This window comes from Chitinophaga sp. 22308 (assembly GCF_052045305.1).
GTDB classification, from domain to species: Bacteria; Bacteroidota; Bacteroidia; order Chitinophagales; family Chitinophagaceae; genus Chitinophaga; species Chitinophaga varians_A.
Window position 1 is genome coordinate 383,236 of the sequence record NZ_JBQEOP010000001.1, and the last position, 19,619, is coordinate 402,854.

Annotated in this window: 21 protein-coding genes; 6 read left to right on the forward strand and 15 right to left on the reverse strand. The window is 49.6% G+C overall.

Annotation, left to right across the window (positions count from 1 at the left end; genetic code table 11):
- The first annotated feature begins 88 nt into the window (after positions 1-88).
- Entirely contained in the window at positions 89-679 is a 591-nt protein-coding gene (locus ACTJJS_RS01585) for a hypothetical protein (RefSeq protein ID WP_168869617.1), read from the forward strand.
- Positions 680-775: 96 nt separating this feature from the next.
- On the opposite strand, the gene purU is transcribed toward ACTJJS_RS01585, so the two are convergent.
- Positions 776-1,642, reverse strand: coding sequence for a formyltetrahydrofolate deformylase (gene purU / locus ACTJJS_RS01590; RefSeq protein WP_440662145.1), 867 nt, complete (start codon positions 1,640-1,642; stop codon positions 776-778).
- Positions 1,643-1,706: 64 nt separating this feature from the next.
- Between purU and ACTJJS_RS01595 the strand changes: the two genes are divergently transcribed.
- Both ACTJJS_RS01595 and ACTJJS_RS01600 read left to right on the forward strand, forming a co-directional pair.
- Positions 1,707-2,180, forward strand: a complete 474-nt coding sequence (locus ACTJJS_RS01595) for a metallophosphoesterase family protein (protein ID WP_262888726.1) — start codon at positions 1,707-1,709, stop codon at positions 2,178-2,180.
- A gap of 32 nt (positions 2,181-2,212) precedes the next feature.
- Complete coding sequence (locus ACTJJS_RS01600; RefSeq protein WP_440662146.1) at positions 2,213-3,286, forward strand: DUF4421 domain-containing protein; 1,074 nt, start codon at positions 2,213-2,215, stop codon at positions 3,284-3,286.
- Here the strand turns inward: ACTJJS_RS01600 and ACTJJS_RS01605 are convergent.
- The 3 genes from ACTJJS_RS01605 to ACTJJS_RS01615 all read right to left on the reverse strand — a co-directional run bounded on the left by ACTJJS_RS01605 (position 3,283) and on the right by ACTJJS_RS01615 (position 6,873).
- Positions 3,283-3,864 carry a TIGR00730 family Rossman fold protein gene (locus ACTJJS_RS01605; RefSeq protein WP_440662147.1) on the reverse strand — a complete coding sequence of 194 codons (582 nt, stop codon included), beginning with the start codon at positions 3,862-3,864 and terminating at the stop codon, positions 3,283-3,285. The two genes, ACTJJS_RS01600 and ACTJJS_RS01605, sit on opposite strands and share 4 nt — an antisense overlap.
- Positions 3,865-3,879: 15 nt before the next feature.
- Positions 3,880-4,509, reverse strand: coding sequence for an HD domain-containing protein (locus ACTJJS_RS01610; protein ID WP_440662148.1), 630 nt, complete (start codon positions 4,507-4,509; stop codon positions 3,880-3,882).
- 90 nt (positions 4,510-4,599) lie between these two features.
- Positions 4,600-6,873, reverse strand: a complete 2,274-nt coding sequence (locus ACTJJS_RS01615; RefSeq protein WP_440662149.1) for an aconitate hydratase — start codon at positions 6,871-6,873, stop codon at positions 4,600-4,602.
- A gap of 294 nt (positions 6,874-7,167) precedes the next feature.
- Here ACTJJS_RS01615 and ACTJJS_RS01620 point away from each other — a divergent pair, with 294 nt between their 5' ends.
- A complete protein-coding gene (locus ACTJJS_RS01620; protein WP_168869610.1) occupies positions 7,168-7,389 on the forward strand; it encodes a PspC domain-containing protein in 222 nt (73 codons plus the stop codon).
- 152 nt (positions 7,390-7,541) lie between these two features.
- Here the strand turns inward: ACTJJS_RS01620 and ACTJJS_RS01625 are convergent, their stop codons facing one another.
- Positions 7,542-7,949: a hypothetical protein gene (locus ACTJJS_RS01625; protein ID WP_440662150.1), complete on the reverse strand. Its 408-nt coding sequence runs from the start codon at positions 7,947-7,949 to the stop codon at positions 7,542-7,544.
- A gap of 68 nt (positions 7,950-8,017) precedes the next feature.
- On the reverse strand, positions 8,018-8,839 hold the full coding sequence (gene kdsA, locus ACTJJS_RS01630) for a 3-deoxy-8-phosphooctulonate synthase (protein ID WP_168869608.1): 822 nt from the start codon (positions 8,837-8,839) through the stop codon (positions 8,018-8,020).
- Positions 8,840-9,091: 252 nt separating this feature from the next.
- On the opposite strand from kdsA, the gene ACTJJS_RS01635 reads away from it, so the two are divergent.
- A complete protein-coding gene (locus ACTJJS_RS01635; RefSeq protein ID WP_168869607.1) occupies positions 9,092-10,030 on the forward strand; it encodes an NAD-dependent epimerase/dehydratase family protein in 939 nt (312 codons plus the stop codon).
- Positions 10,031-10,146: 116 nt separating this feature from the next.
- Here ACTJJS_RS01635 and ACTJJS_RS01640 read toward each other — a convergent pair whose 3' ends face one another.
- The 9 genes from ACTJJS_RS01640 to ACTJJS_RS01680 all read right to left on the reverse strand — a co-directional run bounded on the left by ACTJJS_RS01640 (position 10,147) and on the right by ACTJJS_RS01680 (position 17,938).
- Positions 10,147-11,394, reverse strand: a complete 1,248-nt coding sequence (locus ACTJJS_RS01640; protein WP_168869606.1) for a sulfate adenylyltransferase subunit 1 — start codon at positions 11,392-11,394, stop codon at positions 10,147-10,149.
- Positions 11,395-11,427: 33 nt separating this feature from the next.
- Positions 11,428-12,336 carry a sulfate adenylyltransferase subunit CysD gene (gene cysD, locus ACTJJS_RS01645; protein WP_168869605.1) on the reverse strand — a complete coding sequence of 303 codons (909 nt, stop codon included), beginning with the start codon at positions 12,334-12,336 and terminating at the stop codon, positions 11,428-11,430.
- A gap of 39 nt (positions 12,337-12,375) precedes the next feature.
- Entirely contained in the window at positions 12,376-13,059 is a 684-nt protein-coding gene (locus ACTJJS_RS01650) for a phosphoadenylyl-sulfate reductase (protein ID WP_168869604.1), read from the reverse strand.
- 387 nt (positions 13,060-13,446) lie between these two features.
- Entirely contained in the window at positions 13,447-13,866 is a 420-nt protein-coding gene (locus ACTJJS_RS01655; protein ID WP_168869603.1) for an RrF2 family transcriptional regulator, read from the reverse strand.
- Positions 13,867-14,026: 160 nt separating this feature from the next.
- Positions 14,027-14,743 (reverse strand): 4-hydroxy-tetrahydrodipicolinate reductase, encoded by a 717-nt coding sequence (dapB, locus tag ACTJJS_RS01660; protein WP_168869602.1) that lies wholly within the window; start codon positions 14,741-14,743, stop codon positions 14,027-14,029.
- Positions 14,744-14,780: 37 nt separating this feature from the next.
- Entirely contained in the window at positions 14,781-15,482 is a 702-nt protein-coding gene (locus ACTJJS_RS01665; protein ID WP_168869601.1) for a DUF5683 domain-containing protein, read from the reverse strand.
- A 1-nt stretch (position 15,483) separates the two neighbouring features.
- Positions 15,484-16,392 carry a ParB/RepB/Spo0J family partition protein gene (locus ACTJJS_RS01670; protein WP_440662151.1) on the reverse strand — a complete coding sequence of 303 codons (909 nt, stop codon included), beginning with the start codon at positions 16,390-16,392 and terminating at the stop codon, positions 15,484-15,486.
- A complete protein-coding gene (locus ACTJJS_RS01675; RefSeq protein ID WP_168869599.1) occupies positions 16,389-17,189 on the reverse strand; it encodes a ParA family protein in 801 nt (266 codons plus the stop codon). The genes ACTJJS_RS01670 and ACTJJS_RS01675 overlap by 4 nt, the downstream gene beginning before the upstream one ends.
- A gap of 68 nt (positions 17,190-17,257) precedes the next feature.
- Positions 17,258-17,938, reverse strand: coding sequence for a metal-dependent hydrolase (locus ACTJJS_RS01680; RefSeq protein ID WP_440662152.1), 681 nt, complete (start codon positions 17,936-17,938; stop codon positions 17,258-17,260).
- A 385-nt stretch (positions 17,939-18,323) separates the two neighbouring features.
- On the opposite strand from ACTJJS_RS01680, the gene ACTJJS_RS01685 reads away from it, so the two are divergent.
- Entirely contained in the window at positions 18,324-19,592 is a 1,269-nt protein-coding gene (locus ACTJJS_RS01685; protein ID WP_440662153.1) for a metallophosphoesterase, read from the forward strand.
- Positions 19,593-19,619: the final 27 nt, after the last annotated feature.

A 19,619-nucleotide genomic window follows, 5' to 3' on the forward strand; every position in this document is an offset into this window, starting at 1 on the left:
AAAAAGGAGAAGCCCGGGAAAAATCAGGTATAAATACGTATGATTTTCCTTTTCGCTTTTCATAGTTTTGCGCAAAATCCACACGATTATGCAAATCATCCCCAGAATAGCGGCAGTTGTCTTGCTGGCTACTATCGGGCTTCCTGCGGTAGCGCAGAAAATCAAACTGATAGACGGCGATCTGTCTGCCCTGAAAAATGAAAAACAGGTGAATGTTGAATTTACCTATGACCAGCTGAAAGTCGGCAAGTTCGACAATGAAGCGGATTACATCCAGAAGAAAACAGCGGAATACAACCAGAAAGAGGCGGGTAAAGGCGATAATTGGGCCAAAGCCTGGAAAAACGACCGTAAGGACCGTTTTGAGCCCAGCTTTCAGTCGCTCTTCAACGAGAACAGCGATACCAAAGTAGGTAACTATGCCAGTGCCAAATACACCCTGGTGTTCCACACCACTTTCGTAGAGCCGGGCTTCAACGTGGGAGTGATGCGTAAAAACGCTTATATCGATGCGGAAGTGCTCATCCTGGAAACAGCCAGCAAAAAAACAGTGGCTAAAATCTCCGTGGACAATGCGCCTGGCCGCATATTTGGCGGTTTCGACTTCGATACCGGCGAACGTATCAAAGAAGCTTACGCTGTTTCCGGAAAGAAACTGGCGAAGTTCATCAACAAGTAATGATCCGGCGTCTGACATCAAAAGATCATATATACAAAAAATCCCTGCTGATGCTTATCAACAGGGATTTTTTGTTTAATGTCCTGTAGGGGTATCTTAAAACACAATTGTCTTGTTACCATGTACGATCACCCTGTTTTCAATATGGGCTTTCACAGCGCGGGTGAGCACCTGCCGCTCTATGTCGCGGCCCAGCATCACCAGGTCGTCTACAGCGTGTTTGTGGCTTACCCTGGCCACGTCCTGTTCAATGATAGGACCTTCGTCCAGCTCATTGGTGACATAGTGGGCGGTGGCGCCAATCAGCTTCACGCCGCGCGTATAGGCGTTGAGGTAAGGGCGGGCGCCGGCAAAGGCGGGCAAAAAGGAATGATGTATGTTGATAATGCGTTGAGGGTATTGTCCTACGAAGCGGGGCGACAGGATCTGCATATACCGGGCCAGCACGGTAAAATCAATATCATGCTGCTGTAACAGGTCTATGGTTGCCTGCTCCTGTGCGGCTTTATTGCCGGCATCTACCGGCAGGTAGTGGAAAGGAAGGCCCAATGAAGTGCATTCTTTTTCCAGTTTAGTATGATTGGAGATCACCACAGGTATGTCTACGGCCAGCTCGCCACTGCGCCAGCGCCATAGCAGCTCCATCAGGCAATGGTCATAGGAAGATACCATAATGGCCATCTTCTTGCGCTGGTCGCTGTAATGGATCTGCCATTCCATCGCCAGCGGGGTGGCCACTTTTTCCTGGAAAGACTGCTCCAGCCCTGCTTTGTCAGCGATGTCCAGCTGTATCTCCATCCGCATGAAAAACAATCCTTCACGTGGATCAGTACTGTGTTGGCTCGCATCGAGTATATTTGCACCGAGTTGGAAAAAAAAGACAGAAACACCGGCTACAATACCAGGCCGGTCAGGACAGCATATCAACAGGCAGGCGATCGTTTGTACAGGGGAGTTTTGCATAGGACTAAAATAAAAAATAATCATATAAAGCTATAAAGTATTTCCGTTGAAAAAAATCGGGTTAATGTCGGACACGCACAGCTATCTGCACCCACAGGTATTTAAGTACTTTGAAGAGGTGGACGAGATATGGCATGCAGGCGATATCGGCAATGTAGCGCTGGCCGACCAGCTGGAAGCTTTTAAACCTTTCAGGGCCGTTTATGGTAATATCGATGGCGCGGATATCCGTATCCGTTACCCCGAAACGCTCCGCTTTACTGTGGAAGGTGTGGAGGTGTTAATGACCCACATTGGCGGCTATCCGGGGAAATATGCCCCCGGTGTCCGGGAGGCGCTAAAAAAAGATCCTCCGAAACTCTTTATCTGCGGGCATTCCCATATTTTGAAAGTAATGCCGGACCCGGCACTGCAATTGTTGCATATGAACCCGGGCGCCTGTGGCCAGCAAGGATGGCATAAAGTAAAAACCCTGCTGCGGTTCCGGCTCGATCAGGGCCGTATTGAACAACTCGAAGTAATTGAATTACCCGGCTGATCCTCCTGTGGATATATAACGACAAAAAGCTTATGACCAAATTTGTAATATTAATATTGGCGATGGTATGTGGATGCATGAGTGCAGGGGCCCAGGGTAAATTCTTTAAATGGCTGCAAACAGAGAATGATACGGCCTATATAGAAGATCATACGGAAGATATCACCTTCCGCCTGTATGGCTCGCGTAAATTCACCAAGTACGATATCATCGACAGAAAACAAAAGAAAGATATACTCTACCGCCCCAATACACCCTTTAACATCGGCGTAGGCGCCAACTACCGCTTTATCGGTATCAACCTGGGGTTTAATTTCCCGTTTATCAACAGGGAGAAGGAAAAATATGGCAATACCCGTTATATTGACCTGCAGTCGCATATCTACCTGCGCAAATTAGTGGTCGATTTTTACGGTCAGTCCTATAAAGGGTATTATATCGCTAACCCGGAGAAGGTATTTGGGAAAGAATATGCACGGCAGAACCCCTATCCGCAACGGCCAGATATCCGCAACCGCGGACTGGGACTGAATGTACAGTATATCTTTAATGATAAACGTTTCTCTTACCGCGCGCCCAATCTGCAAAATGAATATCAAAAGAAAAGCGCGGGGTCTTTTATTGTGGGAGGGGAGTTCTTTCTCGCGAACATAAAGGGCGACTCTTCGCTCGTGCCTTCCAACATTGCTGACACCACTTTCCTGCGGGAGCAGCACTATTATAAAAGCGGCATCGCCAGCCTGGCGGCCAATGTCGGATATGCGCACACGTTTGTTTACCGGCAGCATTTTTTCCTGTCATTGTCAGTCACCACCGGCATCGGCGCTGCCAAAACCGGCCTGCATTACGATAATGGGGATGTGAGCCATAGCGTGGGGCTTCAGTTCAGTAATACGGTGAGGGCGTCACTGGGATACAATTCCAGCCGCTATTTTGCCGGCATCCACTACGTAGGCATGACTACCCGTAGCAAAATGCCTGCACCAAATACCTATCAGGCTTTCGGTACAGGCAATTTCAGGGTGAGCCTGGTCCGCCGTTTCGAGTTGAAGAAACCACTGTGGAGGACCAGGGCGCTGAAAGAAACAAAAGAAACGATGAACTAACTCTGCGCCGGCGTGATCCACTTTGGCTTTTCGGCAGGACGGTACTCTTCCATCTTCATCAGCAGCTCGTCGATCTGATCGCTGTACAGCAGCATGTCACGGCTGGAGGCGGACAGAAAGCCTTTCTCCGTCATGGTTTGCGACAGTTGGTGCAATGCATCGTAGAAGCCGTTGACATTGAGCATGCCGACAGGTTTCTGATGCAGCCCCAGTTGCCCCCAGGTGAGCATTTCAAACAATTCTTCCATGGTGCCAAAACCGCCTGGCAGCGCAATAACGCCGTCAGACAACTCGTTCATTTTGGTTTTGCGCTCATGCATGGTGTCTACCAGCACCAGCTCAGTGAGACCGGTATGCGCCAGCTCTTTCTGTTGAAGGAAATGCGGCAATACGCCAATTACTTTTCCGCCTGCCTGTAATGCGCCATCTGCTACGGCGCCCATCAGGCCTACTTTGGCGCCGCCATACACCAGGGTGATGTTGCGTTGCGCGAGCGCTGCGCCCAGTTGACGGGCCTGTTCCATGTATACCGGATCAAGGCCGGCGCTGGAACCGCAAAAAACGACGATACTTTTCATATGCAATTGTTTCCGTTATAAGTTATGTAGTTCTGCCTGTATGTTTTGCCGGGCCTGCATTTCATATTGTTGTTGAAAATCAGGGGTCCGGTAAATGGCAGGCATCTCCAGGAAATGTTGTAATACTTTTTTTCTGCCGGGATGGTACAATGTATCGGGATAGATACTGTATTCCCGGCGGATTTGTTGCGTATATGCCTGATAGTTGTCCGGGGCAGCTCCCAGTATCTGGAGATCGAAGTCCAGGAAATAATCCAGGTCAAGGTCGTTTTGGGTGTTGATATGTGTCTGTGTCGCCCGGATAAACGTATCCACGGCGGTAATTTTCTCCGGGGGGAAATTGGTTTGCCGAAGGTACTCCACCGCGGCCACGGCGCTGCACTCTTCATTGTCCCGCCGCTGCACGTCGTATACGATATCATGAAAGAAAATGGCATACTGCACTACGTCTGGTGCTGTAAGCTGACCGGCATGGCTGTGTTGCAGCGTCAGCAGCTGGGTGATATGCTGGAGGTTATGATAATGTCTTTCCGGGGCGTGATAGGCGGTTTGAATGTCCGCAAAGGTTTGTTGAACGAGCGTCGTGTCAGCAGTATACGGGTGATTCAGCCGCGTCCAGATATCGTAGATAACAGGAATGGGCATATGGCGATGATTTACCGGGGCAATTTAAAAAGAAAAACGGGCAGAATGTTCTGCCCGTTTTCCACATATCTGATTCAACCAGGGGTTGAATTATTTTTTGTTTTTGGCTGCTTCTGCACGGATTACGTTCAGCGCGCCACCGGCTTTGAACCACTCGATCTGTTGTTCGTTGTAAGTGTGGTTTACAGCGAATTCATCGGTGCTGCCGTCTTTGTGATGCAGCACTACAGTGAGTTGTTTACCCGGAGCGAAGGTAGTCAGGCCCAGGATATCGATGGTGTCATCTTCCTGGATTTTGTCATAATCTTCTTTGTTAGCGAAGGTCAGACCGAGCATACCTTGTTTTTTCAGGTTGGTTTCGTGGATACGGGCGAAAGATTTCACCAGGATAGCACGAACGCCGAGGTGGCGGGGTTCCATGGCAGCGTGTTCGCGGCTGGAGCCTTCACCGTAGTTTTCGTCGCCTACTACTACCGCACCAACGCCGGCTGCTTTGTAAGCACGCATGGTAGCAGGAACAGCGCCGTATTCACCGGTCAGGGAGTTCTTAACGGTATCTGTTTTATCGTTGAACGCGTTTACCGCGCCGATCAGCATGTTGTTGGAGATGTTGTCCAGGTGACCGCGGTATTTCAGCCATGGGCCGGCCATGGAGATGTGGTCAGTGGTACATTTACCTTTTGCCTTGATGAGGAGTTTCAGGCCTTTCAGGTCGGTACCTTCCCATGCAGCAAATGGTTCCAGCAGCTGGAGACGGTCAGAAGTAGGGGATACGATCACCTGTACCTTGCTGCCGTCCTGGGCAGGGGCCTGGTAACCGGCGTCATCTACTGCGAAACCTTTTACCGGCAGTTCAAAACCGGTAGGTTCGTCCAGTTTCACTTCTTCGCCGTTTTTGTTTTTCAGGGTGTCAGTCAGCGGATTGAAGGTGAGGTCACCTGCAATGGCCAGTGCTGTCACGATTTCAGGAGAAGCTACGAAAGCGTGGGTAGAAGCCAGGCCGTCGTTTCTTTTCGCGAAGTTACGGTTGAAGGAAGTGATGATGGAGTTCTTACGGTTAGGGTCATCGATGTGACGGGCCCATTGACCGATGCAGGGACCGCAGGCGTTAGCCAGCACTACACCGCCTACCTGGTCAAAGGTAGAGAGCAGACCGTCTCTTTCGATGGTATAACGTACCAGTTCAGAACCTGGAGTGATGGTGAACTCGGATTTCATGTCCAGCTGTTTGTCGATGGCTTGTTTGGCCAGGGACGCAGAACGGGAGATGTCTTCGTAGGAAGAGTTGGTGCAGGAACCGATGAGGGCCACTTCCAGCTTTTCAGGCCAGTTGTTTTCCTTGATAGCCTGAGCGAATTTGGAGATAGGCCATGCCAGGTCCGGAGTGAACGGACCGTTTACATGAGGCTCCAGGGTGTTCAGGTCGATTTCGATCACCTCGTCATAGTATTTTTTAGGATCTGCGTACACTTCAGCGTCCGGACGCAGGTGGTCTTTCACTGCATCGGCCAGGGCAGCAACTTCTGCTCTGCTGGTCACTTTCAGGTAATCAGACATTTTGGTGTCGTAGGCAAATACGGAGCAGGTAGCACCGATTTCAGCACCCATGTTACAGATTGTGCCTTTACCAGTGGCGCTCAGGCTGTCAGCACCTTCACCGAAGTATTCCACGATAGCGCCGGTACCGCCTTTTACGGTCAGGATACCTGCAACTTTCAGGATAACGTCTTTGGCGGAAGTCCAGCCACTCATTTTGCCGGTCAGTTTCACACCGATCAGTTTCGGCATTTTCAGCTCCCAGGGGAGGCCTGCCATTACGTCTACCGCGTCAGCACCGCCAACACCGATAGCCAGCATGCCTAAACCACCGGCATTAGGCGTGTGGGAGTCAGTACCGATCATCATACCGCCGGGAAATGCATAGTTTTCCAGCACTACCTGGTGGATGATACCGGCGCCTGGTTTCCAGAAACCAATGCCGTATTTGTCGGAGATGGAAGAAAGGAAATCGTAAACTTCTTTATTAGTGTCAACAGCAGCCGCCAAATCCTGTGTGGCGCCTACTTTGGCTTGTATAAGGTGATCACAGTGTACTGTGGATGGAACCGCAACTTTTTCGCGGCCGGCAGTCATAAATTGGAGCAACGCCATCTGGGCAGTCGCATCCTGCATCGCTACACGGTCCGGCGCAAATTCAACGTAGGATTTGCCTCTTTCAAAAGGCGTGGTAGTTGGTGCATACAAGTGTGCGTATAAAATCTTTTCGGCAAGTGTGAGCGGACGGCCTAACAGCTGACGGGTTGCTTCCACTTTACCCGGTAGTGCCGCATACACTCTTTTAATCATGTCAATATCAAACACCATGGGAAAAAAATAATTTAAGAGCGGTTAAAAATTGCTCGCAAAATTAACTAAAAACAACAAGTTTTTAAATTAATTACTGAAGATACCGGCAGAATTTTACCCGGCCGGGCACCCTGAAAACAAGCCCGGCAAATTGGGCGCCACCTTTAAAAGAATTGTTAAAAAATGTTATATTAAGTTTTTGGCCCCTGTTTGGAACAACCGGTGCCGGCGCCGCTCCGCCCGCTCTCCTGTTAAATTACGGCAGTGACGGCCGCCCTTGTTTTTCCGGCGAAAATTTGATACATTTGAAACATGAACCGGATTAAAGACTTTTTGGAATGGAAGGCCTTTGGCGTATGTACCGCCATCGGTGAGAAACTGGGGGTAGCCACCTCCAGGATCCGCTTCTTTTTCATTTATGCCACTTTCCTGACCATGGGATCGCCCGTCATCGTCTACATGATCCTCGCCTTCTGGATGAACATGAAGAATTACATTCTCAACGGCAGAAGAAACCCGCTGCGTTACCTCTGATTATTTTCTCATTTATTTATTTTGATAATGGGCCCGCGCTATAGCAAAACCCATACAGGCGGCTTTTGTTTAAAGCCGGTTCCTGAAAAGACAAAGAGGACGCAACCGGCGCACCGGTCACATCCTCTCTGTCGTATAGCCTCATCCGGTAGTTATTCCAGATGGAAATTAGTCATACCATGATAATGGTTTTGCAGTTCATTCAGCGTAATAGGCGCATTCAGGTTCCTTGTTTCATCGCGATAATGCAACTGAAGCACGGGCTGATTGCCTGGCTCATGAATACGCACGGAGAACGGTCCCCGCACATACAGCTTGCCTTTGCCATTACCGGACTGGTTATTGTCCAGATGGAACTGCAATCTGAGTAAAGTCGCCTCGTCCAACGGAATAGAGTACAGGCTGTCGAGATCGTACCAAAACTCATTCGTGTCATTATCGGTGGCCACAAGCACTTTTTTGTCCTCATGATCCACCTGTAGGATCTTCCCCGGTTTCTCTACACCGCCGTAATTGGTAATCACCGTATCTCCGGTTTTTAAATGGTGTAAACTGATCATAGTGAGCTGTTTTTAGTGTTTCATGAATTTACATAAAACAGCCCAAAACAACAAGGGGAAGCAAGCGCCTATAATTTCACCGCTACTTTACGCAGTTCCACCAGTTTTTCCAGCAGTTCTTCCAGCAGATCGAGCCGCAGCATGTTGGCGCCGTCAGATTTGGCACGGGAAGGCTCCGGATGGGTTTCAATAAACAGCCCGTCAGCACCGGTGGCAATAGCCGCCTTGGCAATGGTGCTGATCATCTGCGGATTACCGCCGGTAACACCGCTGGTCTGGTTTGGCTGCTGCAAAGAATGCGTACAGTCCATTACCACAGGCTGTCCCAGGTGTTTCATCACCGGGATGTTACGATAGTCTACCACCAGGTCCTGGTAACCGAAAGTGGTGCCCCTCTCCGTTAAAATGATATGTTCATTGCCAGCCCCTTTGATCTTCTCTACGGCAAATTTCATGGACTCGCCGCTCAGGAACTGACCTTTTTTCACATTGACTACTTTTCCTGTCTCCGCTGCGGCCAGCAGAATGTCTGTCTGACGGCAAAGGAAGGCCGGGATTTGTAATACGTCCACATAAGCTGCGGCCATGGCGGCTTCGGCAGCGGAGTGGATATCAGAAGTAACAGGTACGTTGAATGTTTTGCCTACTTTCTGCAACAGTTCCAGCCCCTCTACATCACCAATACCGGTAAATGAATGTACGCTCGTACGGTTGGCCTTCCGGTAGGAAGCCTTGAAAACATAGGGAATAGACAGACGTTTGCAGATACCTGAAACTTTCTCTGCTACTTCCATCAGCAGCTCTTCTTCTTCTATTACACACGGACCGGCAATCAGGAAAAAATTTTCCGGATTGTATTGTTCTTTGAACAATGATTTTAAATGCTTCATAATTTTATAACTATTGGGTCGTTAATCGCCATGCAAAGATAGTCTTTCCCGGCATTAACAGGCCCCTGTACTGACAGCTCTTCCCTATACGAAAAGTTAAAATTGTCATACTTTTGTAATCCCGGATGGGGAAGTCCACCCATTGCAGTTTTTATTGTTATAGCATTGTCATGCGCGTGGAGTGGTGGAACGGAAATATCGCCGAACCTGTTAATATTACGCTCTCAAATTATTGCTTACAATTTTCGGTATATGAAGAAAGATAAGATCCTGGTTATTGGTGCCTGCGGACAAATAGGCGTGGAGCTGACCCTGGCGTTAAGGAAAATGTATGGAGATGCCAATGTGGTGGCGTCGGACCTGCGCGAGGAACATGAGCTGCTGAAAGGAACAGGCCCGTATGTGTCGCTGGACGTAATGAATAAAGAGATGCTGCACGTATTGATCATCCGGCACAACATCACCCAGGTATATCTGCTGGCGGCCATCCTGTCTGCCACCGGCGAAAAAAATCCGCTGCTGGCATGGCATATCAATATGCAAAGCCTGCTCAATGTACTTGATATCGCCAAGGAAGAAAATATTGACAAAGTATACTGGCCCAGTTCTATCGCGGTATTCGGTCCTAACTCCCCGATGCAGGACACGCCGCAACACACCATCATTGAGCCGACTACCATCTACGGTATCAGCAAATTTGCCGGTGAACGCTGGTGCGAATACTACAACCACCGTTATGGCGTAGACGTAAGAAGCCTGCGCTATCCCGGCCTGATCAGCTATAAGTCTGCTCCCGGCGGCGGTACTACCGACTATGCGGTGGAAATCTTCCACGAAGCAAAGGAGCATAAAAAATACACCAGCTTCCTGTCAGAGAATACATATCTGCCTATGATGTATATGCCGGACGCTATCCGTGCTACCATTGAACTGATGGAAGCCGATGCCTCCAAAATATCTGTACGCTCTGCCTATAATCTCTCCGGGATGAGCTTCTCACCAAAAGAGATCGCGGCGGAGATCAAAAAGCATATTCCTGAATTCACGATCAGTTATGAGCCGGACTACCGCCAGCAAATCGCTGACGGCTGGCCCAACAGCATGGATGACAGTCTCGCCCGCGCCGACTGGGGATGGAAACATGAGTATGACCTGGAGAAAATGACGGCGGACATGCTGAAAAACATATAACCGCCCCGTAAGGATGCGGTTTTAAGTCTCGCATATTATTGTTTGATTTGAGTATAAAATAAGGCCCGGTGATATCTTCACCGGGCCTTTGTTTTTATATTGCTTTATTCAGTCCGTTATATTAAAGTTCCTACCGCAACAGTGGTGTTGTTAAACTCGTCAATCAGGATAAACGCGCCATTGGCGGGGTTTTCCGCGTATATATCGGCAAAGATGGGCTGGGCTGTTTTCAGGGTAATGCTACCGATATCATTTAAGCCCATGTCATTTTTGCCTTCGATGTGTTGATAACTGGTTACATCGATGACGAAGTTGACCTGCTGCACTTTTGCTTTCACGCGGTTGATGCCATGCTGGAGCAGGTAGGTTTTCCCGGCCACCAGTTTTTGCTGGTCCATCCAGCAGATATTGGCGGTGATTTCCTTGCGTTGTTCCGGAACGTTGTCTGTTTTTACCAGCATGTTGCCCCGGCTGCTGTCAATTTCATCTTCGAGGGTGATGACCACGCTTTCACGGGCATGGGCCGCCGGCAGTTGTTTTTCGAACTGCTCAATGGTTTTGATCCTGCTTTTTTGTCCTGATGGCAGGGAGATGATTTCATCGCCTACGTTGAAATGGCCACTGGCCACTTTACCGGCGAAGCCACGGAAATCGTGGTATTCGGTGGTACGTGGACGGATCACGCTTTGTATCGGGAAGCGGGCCGGGTGACGGCTGTCTTCCTGGTCAAATGCGATCTGTTCGAGGTAATCGAGCAGGGTAGGGCCCTGGTACCAGGTGATGGAACCGGTGCGGGTGGCCACGTTTTCGCCGTACAGGGAGGAGATGGGGATGAACTTCACTTCCTGTGCTTTATAGGAGGCGCTGGCCAGCAGCTGCTGGAAGTCTTCCACGATCTGATTGAAACGGGCCTCGTTGTAATCCACCAGGTCCATTTTGTTGACGCACACTACGAGGTACGGAATGCGTAACAGGTTGGCGATGAAAAAGTGGCGGTGTGTTTGTTCCACAATGCCTTTGCGGGCGTCGATCAGGATGAGCGATACCTGCGCATTGGAAGCGCCGGTCACCATGTTGCGGGTATATTCAATATGGCCGGGCGTATCGGCGATAATGTATTTACGGGTAGGGGTAGAGAAGTAGATATGTGCCACGTCGATGGTGATGCCTTGTTCTCTTTCTGCCACGAGGCCGTCTGTCAGCAGAGACAGATCGGTGAAGTCGAGCCCTTTGCGTTTGCTGGCGGCGTGAAGCGCCTCCATTTTATCCTGGGGGATAGAGTTGGTGTCGTATAAAAGACGGCCGATCAGGGTGCTTTTCCCATCGTCCACACTACCGGAAGTGGCTATACGTAAAACCTCCATATGCGTTCGCTTTTTTGCTGTAAGAAGTAAATGTTAAAAGTAACCTGCCTGTTTTCTTTTCTCCATGGCGGCTTCGGAGCGTTTGTCGTCTATACGTGCGCCACGTTCGGAAATTTTGGCTTCCATGATTTCTGCGATGATGTCTTCCAGCTTATCGGCTTCGGACAGTACGGCAGCGGTACAGGTCATGTCGCCAACGGTACGGAAGCGTACTTTCTGGCGGAAAGGCACTTCATCGGCGGTGGTGTTGAGGTAGGCGGAATAAGGCCAGTAGAGGCCATCCCGCTCAATGATTTCCCTTTCATGCGCGAAGTAGATGGAAGGTATTTCCAGTTTTTCGCGGCGGATGTAGTTCCATACGTCCAGTTCTGTCCAGTTGGAGATGGGGAACACACGTACGTTTTCACCGATATTGATTTTTCCGTTGAGGATATCAAACAGTTCAGGGCGTTGCATTTTGGCGTTCCACTGACCGAATTCATCGCGGACGGAGAATATTCTTTCTTTAGCGCGGGCTTTTTCTTCGTCGCGGCGTGCGCCGCCGATGCAGGCGTCAAATTTTCCTTCTTCGATGGCATCGAGGAGGGTAACGGTCTGCAGGGCGTTGCGGCTGGCGTATTTGCCGGTTTCTTCCTGTACTTTGCCCTGGTCAATGCTGTCCTGCACATTGCGGACGATCAGGTCGAGGCCCAGTGTGTTGACCAGCCAGTCGCGGAACTCGATGGTTTCCGGGAAATTGTGGCCGGTGTCTACATGCAGCAGCGGAAAGGGCACCTTGCCCGGATAAAAGGCTTTCTGGGCCAGTCTTACGAGCGTAATGGAGTCTTTACCGCCGGAGAAGAGCAGTACCGGCTTTTCGAATTGGGCGGCCGTTTCGCGTAAAATGTATATGGCTTCATCTTCCAGCGCCTGTGGAAATTCCCAGTTTATCTGATGTGTCATGGGTGACAATGATTTTATGATTGCAAAGGCTGTTTTCTTTTATCCGTGCAGGCCGCATTCTTTCTGCGACTGTTCCCACCACCACCGGCCGGCGCGCGGATGTTCTCCCGGCTCGATGGCGCGTGTACAGGGCGCACATCCGATGCTGATAAAGCCTTTGTCGTGCAGTTTGTTATAAGGAACGTTGTGTTGGGAGAGGTACGCCAGTACTTCATCATATCCCCAGTGGATCAGGGGATTGTATTTATAGAGGTGGCGTTGTTCGTCCCATTCCAGCGTCTGCATGTCGTGGCGGTTTTCGGACTGTTCGGCACGTAGTCCGGTGATCCATACTTTTACGCCTTCCAGCGCCCTGTTGAGCGGTACTACTTTCCGGACGCCGCAGCATTGTTTGCGGTTTTCCACGGATTCGTAAAAGCTGTTGGGGCCTTTTTCGGTGACCAGTTTTTCTACGGCCGCTGTTTCGGGATAAAACACTTCGATGGGCTGTTTGTAACGGGCAAGGGTGACGTCCATTACGTCATAGGTTTCCTGGAACAGGCGTCCTGTGTCCAGGGTAAATACCCTTACGGGTAAGTGGTTACGCCAGATAATGTCTGCGATTACCTGGTCTTCCTGGCCAAAGGAAGTAGAAAACGCCACGGCACCCGGATACTGCTCCAGGAGATATTGTATGGCTTCTACCACCGGCTTGTTGGCCAGTGCGTTGGTAATGTCTGTCATGTAATCTTCCTTAAAGATAATTGCCTAGTGCCAGCGCGTACTTTTCAGTGACGCCGTACACAAAAATACATAAATCCTATAAAAAAGATAGACTATTGTGGTGAAAATTTGTCGTTTGTTGGGGAATGGGCTATGGGGGAGGGTTTGAGGGGAGAGTAAGGGACGGAGAGTGAGTGACATCGTTAAACGACTATTTCCCTGATACAGCCCGGACCTCATAAGAAAAACCGAAGCACTTTATGGTTTCCCCTGATATCGTCAGAATCTTCATAAAGAGAAACCGAATAACAGATTGTGGCCCAGGGCTTCAGCCCTGGGTTGGGGCAGGGGGCAAAAAAAACCGGCAGGAAACCCCTGCCGGCCTGGATAATTTGCTCGCTGCGCTGTTTATGCGTTGCGGGTAAGAATATCTTTTAATGTTTTGGTTTCCAGCAGTTTCAGGGTGGCGTCCCTTACTTTGCCCATCACTTCGTTCAGGCCGCATACGGCTTCATCGCGACAGTTCTCGCAGCGCTCATAATAATTGAGGCTTACGCAGGGCAACAGGGCGATGGGGCCGTCCAGCAACCGGATGATCTTGGCCAGTGCAATCTCTTTCGGAGGACGCATCAGATAATATCCGCCGCCTTTCCCTTTCTTACTGCCCAGAATACCGGCATTCTTCAGCTCCAGCAGGATGTTTTCCAGGAACTTGATAGAGATATTCTTCTCCTGAGCGATCTCAGAAATCAGGATAGGCCCTTTATCAACATTTTCTGCCAGGTGAATGAGTGCGTGAAATGCGTATTGTGTTTTTTTAGATAACATACTGACTTATTTGCATCCCTGGGGATGACGCTATCGGTGCTGCAATGAACATTTTTGACGTAACAAATATAAGCTCTTCTTTTGAGTTTTATGTTCCGGCAGTCTGCGTGGAGCGTGACAGGAATAAATAATAATTGATTTTCAAACCATTATACAGTCTCTATAGGTTCAGCACGTCTCTCATCGTAAACACGCCTGTCTTATCTTTCAGCCATTCCGCCGCCACTACGGCGCCGGCGGCAAAGCCTTCACGGGAATGTGCGGTATGCGTGATCGTGATATCGTCGATGGGAGAAGAGTAATGAATGGTATGGGTGCCCGGTGCGGGGTCTATTCTTTTGGAAATGATAGACAGCATGTCAGTCTGCTGTGTTTCTTCGTTGACCCAGCCCTTTTTCCGGTCAACGGAAGCCAGCAGCTGTTCAGCCAGGGTGATGGCGGTCCCGCTGGGGGCGTCTTTTTTCTGGGTATGGTGGATTTCTTCCATCCATACGTTGTATTGGGGCTGGCTGGCCATCAGGTCTGCCAGTCTTTTGTTGACTTCAAAAAAGATATTGACGCCGATGCTGAAGTTGGTGGCATGTAAGAAGGCGTGGTGTCCTTTTTCGCATTCCGCATTCACTTCCGGCAGTTTCTCGAGCCAGCCGGTGGTGCCGCTTACAACAGGTACGTTGGCTTCAAAGCACTTTTGTATGTTATGGTAAGCTGTTTCGGGGGTGGTAAATTCGATGGCCACATCTGCCTGTCCAAGATGTTCTTTTTCCAGCAGGTGCTGGGCATCGTGGTCTATTCTCAGGATTACCTCATGACCTTTGGCTGTGGCAATGGCATCGATCGCCTTACCCATTTTACCATATCCTATTAGTGCTATTTTCATGACCCTTGCTGATATTTTTTAGTGGATGATGTGCTGGTTAGCGGCCTGCCAGCCAGGCAGACTTATGGTTTTTACGGCCGCCGCCGATGGCCAGTTTAACGCTGATGCCTAGACCCTGGTTGTTGATGATGGCCGGGGATACCCGCATGCTCAGTTCATCAGACATGTCCCAGTTGCGCAGGTGCGCAAATACCGTGGCATCGGCGATATTGAGCGTATAAGCCAGCACGAAGAAAAGAACCGAATAATCGATATTCTGACGGAAATAATCGCGATTGGCTTTCAGGTACTGTGATGATTTATTGGCCAGCAGCGGGTCCGATATGTTCGTGTCAGGGTTGCCGTCTACTGATAGCCGGTAGGCATCACGGTATTTCCGGTAGTTGTCCATGTTCCATACAAAGAAGTAGGTACAGGTACCGATAGCGGCATATACCAGCGGCATTTTCCAGTATTCGTGGTTGTACGCCTGTCCGAGCCCCGGCAGAATAGCTGAATACAGCGCTGCTTTGCGCGGGCTGTGCGGCGCACGCGGCGCCAGTTTGATAGACGCCGTGGTATCGGTCAGCTCAGTGCTTCTGGTAGTGTCTTTTACCGGATAAGGCAACGTATCGATGGGATGGGCAGTACGACGGGTAGTGTCCTGCCCTTTCAGTACAGGCGCCAATACCAGTAATGCCATACATACCAGTACATGACGACGAAATAAACGGAATAATCTTCCAGCCTTCTTAGCCACCTTATAAATCTATTTTTTCCAGGATGCTATTCAGTTCATCGTCTGAATAGAATTCGATCATAATGCTTCCTTTGCCATTCTTGCCTCTGTCCAGCTTCACTTTGGTAGAGAAGTGGGAGCTGAGGTTGTCTTGTATTTTCTGGAAAGCGGGGGGCAGTTTAGCCTTGACCGCTTTCTGCTGGTTACCTTTGTCAGCCTGGTTGATTTTGCGGGCCAGGTCTTCGGTTTGTCTTACTGACAGCCCGTTTTGCAGGATTTCATTGTAGAGGAACAGTTGGTTCTCCACATTCTCCACGCCGGTGAGCACGCGGGCATGGCCCATGCTCAGTTGTCCGTTTCGTACCGCTACCTGGATGTCCGGTGGCAGTTTGAGCAGGCGGATATAATTGGTGACAGTGCTTCTTTCCTTGCCCATGCGGTCGGCCACCTGTTCCTGTGTGAGGGAACATTCGTCCATCAACCGCTTGTAGCTCAATCCAACCTCGATCGCATTCAGGTTTTCCCTTTGCAGGTTCTCCAGCAGCGCCAGCTCCAGCAGTTCCTGGTCATTGGCCTGGCGCACATACGCCGGAATATCTTTCAGACCGGCCATTTTGCTGGCGCGCAGACGGCGTTCTCCTGCAATCAGCTGGAATTTTTTGTTACTGATCTTGGCCACTGTGATCGGCTGGATGATATCATGCAGCTTGATCGACTGGCTAAGTTCCTGAAGGGCAACCTCATCAAAGTCACGACGCGGTTGCTTCGGATTGGTCACGATCTGTTCCAGCGCAATACGTTCAATACCCGTAGCGGTAGCTACTGCGTTATCGCCCAGGGCGCCGGCAGTGTGCTTCAGGTCAGTGTCTATGTTCTGGAGCAGCGAGCGGATACCTTTCCCCAACGCCTCTTTCTTACTTGGATTGCTCATTTTAAGATTTTGTCTTTGGATTTAATTTTCGTGTAGTTATGCTTCTGCAGTATTTCCTTGGCCAGGTTCAGGTAATTGATGGCACCAGTGCTGGCTGCATCGTACATAATAACAGATTTACCAAAGCTGGGCGCTTCACCCAGTTTGGTATTACGATGGATGATGGTGTTGAATACGCTCTCTTCAAAATGCTGCTTCACTTCGTCCACCACCTGGTTACTGAGGCGCAAACGGCCATCGTACATGGTCATCAGGATACCTTCAATTTCCAGGTCTGTATTCAGTCTGCTCTGAACGATCTTAATGGTATTGAGCAATTTGCCCAGACCTTCCAGTGCAAAAAATTCACATTGTACAGGGATGATCACCGCGTTGGACGCCACCAGTGCGTTCACCGTGATGAGTCCCAAAGAAGGGGAACAGTCTACGATCACAAAATCGTAATCATCCTTTACCGCGTCCACCACCTGCTTCATCACCCGCTCACGGCTGGGATGATTGATCAGTTCCAGCTCTGCACCTACCAGGTCAATATGGGAAGGCAATACTTTCAGGTTGGGCGTATCAGATTCCAATATCACATCTCTGGCCTGAACATCGTTTACCATACAGTCGTACAGGCTCTGCTGCACATTACGCAGGTCAAAACCCAGCCCTGTGGTGCTGTTTGCCTGGGGATCAGCATCTACCAGCAATGTTTTGAATTCCAGCACAGCCAGGCTGCTTGCCAGGTTGATTGCACTGGTTGTTTTTCCTACCCCACCTTTCTGATTAGCGATTGCGATTACTCTAGCCATTGTGTAATTTAAAAAATTCAAAGGTTCATTTATAGGATAAAGGATTAAATAGCAGTATCGCCTCTTCCTCAAACCTCTATGGTACTGCCTATTTCAGGCAGCAACAGCTCCACGCCGGCTTCGTCAAAAAGCTGCATGACCTCCCTCTTGTCTATCTTGATATACCCGAAGGTGTCATAGTGGATGCCGATTATTTTTTCACATTCAATCATTTCAGCCGCGGCAATGGCATCTTCCGGGCCCATGGTGAAATTATCACCAATCGGTAAAACGGCAAAATCCAGTTCTGCAATGCCCGGTATCAGCTCCATGTCCATGGTCAGCGCGGTATCGCCACTGTAATAAAAATTGCCATCGTCAGTAATAAATACAAATCCCATCGGATTACCACCATAAGTGCCGTCCGGCAGTCCGCTGGAATGCTGGGCCACCACGCACTTTACAGTGCCGAAATCAAATTTCCATTTGCCGCCGGTATTCATCGGGTGCAGCTTGGTCAGCCCCTGCTTGCCCGCCCAGGTAACAATCTCAAAATTAGACACCACCATGGCCCCGGTCTGCTTCGCCAGCGAAATCAAATCCGCCACATGGTCCTCATGGCCATGGGAAACAAAAATATAATCCGCCTGTATAGCCTGAACGTCTACCTTGCTGGCCAGCTCATTGTGGGTAATGAACGGGTCAAAAAGTATCCGCTTGCCTTTTATCTCCACTGCAAAGCAGGAATGACCGTAATTGGTGTATCTCATGGTCTCAATTTTAGGTAAAAAAAACGAATTACCGGTTATTAATGATGAATTTAAGCCTTCGCCCAAAAATCACTAACCGGGTAATTAAATGTTACAAGCTACCTGAATCGGACAAAAATACAACGATTAGCAACAATTCCGGTGCTGTAGTATATTTATTTATTCACAAAGTGTCCTGATCAATATGAATCCGGAAATGGGTGATATTTAATATATAATTAATATAAATACGATAAATAACCCCATTTCAACATTTAATTTAAAACCCTGCAATTTATCCGTGTGTTATTCGTCTGCATACCTGCCAGCTACCCGTTTTAACTTTTTCTGACGGATAACTTGTATTAATTTGCCTTTCTGTTATATTTTATATTAAATATTTATAATGCGACCCGGATTGAATTCTATTATATTAGTCGTTTTTCTCCTGTTGTTGGACCTCTACGTATTTCAGGCAGTAAGAGCCATGGTGTACATGTCACTGCCCCGGGTACGGGTCATCGCCTATTCAGCCTACTGGGCCGTATCCGCCATCTGCATTATCATGGTCCTGCTGCTGCCCTATATTCACTGGCATAGCTGGCCCGCTCAGCTGAAATCCTACTTGATGGCCATATTCCTGGGACTGGTAGTAGCGAAACTGCTGGCGGTCGTATTCCTGCTGATAGATGATGTCCGCCGCGGTATCGTATGGCTGATTCAGCGGTTTGCCCCGGCACAAAGCACCGCTGCAGCGGAAGGTACGGTAAACGGCATCTCCCGCTCCCAGTTTCTGAGCCGTCTCGGCCTCATCGCCGGCGGCAGCCTTTTCGGCACCCTGCTGTACGGCTTCTCCAATAAATACAACTACCGCGTCCATAAACTCAAACTGGCATTTAAAAATCTGCCGGCCTCCTTCAGAGGGCTGCGCATAGTCCAGATCTCAGACATCCATTCCGGCAGCTTTGCCAATCGCGAAGCGGTGGTCAAGGGCGTTAATATGATCAACGCCCAGAAAGCCGACCTCATACTGTTTACCGGCGACCTGGTCAACGACCGTGCGGATGAAATGACTCACTGGATGGATGTGTTCAGCCAGGTAAAAGCTCCCATGGGCGTGTATTCTACGCTGGGTAACCATGATTATGGCGACTATTACCCCTGGCCGGACAAAACACCGGCAGGCCATAGCGACATGCAGCAGAAAAACCTGGAACGCCTGAAGGAAGTGCATGGTGAACTGGGCTGGAAACTGATGATGAACGAAAGCGTAGTGCTGGAAAAAGACGGCGGGCAAATTGCCCTGCTTGGCGTGGAAAACTGGAGCGCTATCAAACGTTTCCCCCGTCACGGCGATCTGCGCCGGGCCTACGACGGCGTAAACCATATCCCTTTCAAAATCCTGATGTCGCACGATCCCACCCACTGGGATGCCCAGATACGCCCGGAATTCCCGGACATTGACCTCACCCTGGCCGGCCATACGCATGGTATGCAGTTTGGTGTGGAAATACCAGGCCTCAAATGGAGCCCTGCACAATACTTCTACAAGGAATGGGCTGGCCTGTACAAAGCCGGGGAACAACGGCTGTATGTGAACAGGGGCTTCGGTTTCCTCGGTTATCCGGGCCGCGTTGGGGTACTGCCGGAAATCACGGTTATTGACCTCGTATAGACGCCAAGCATTTTAATTCAGGTATTG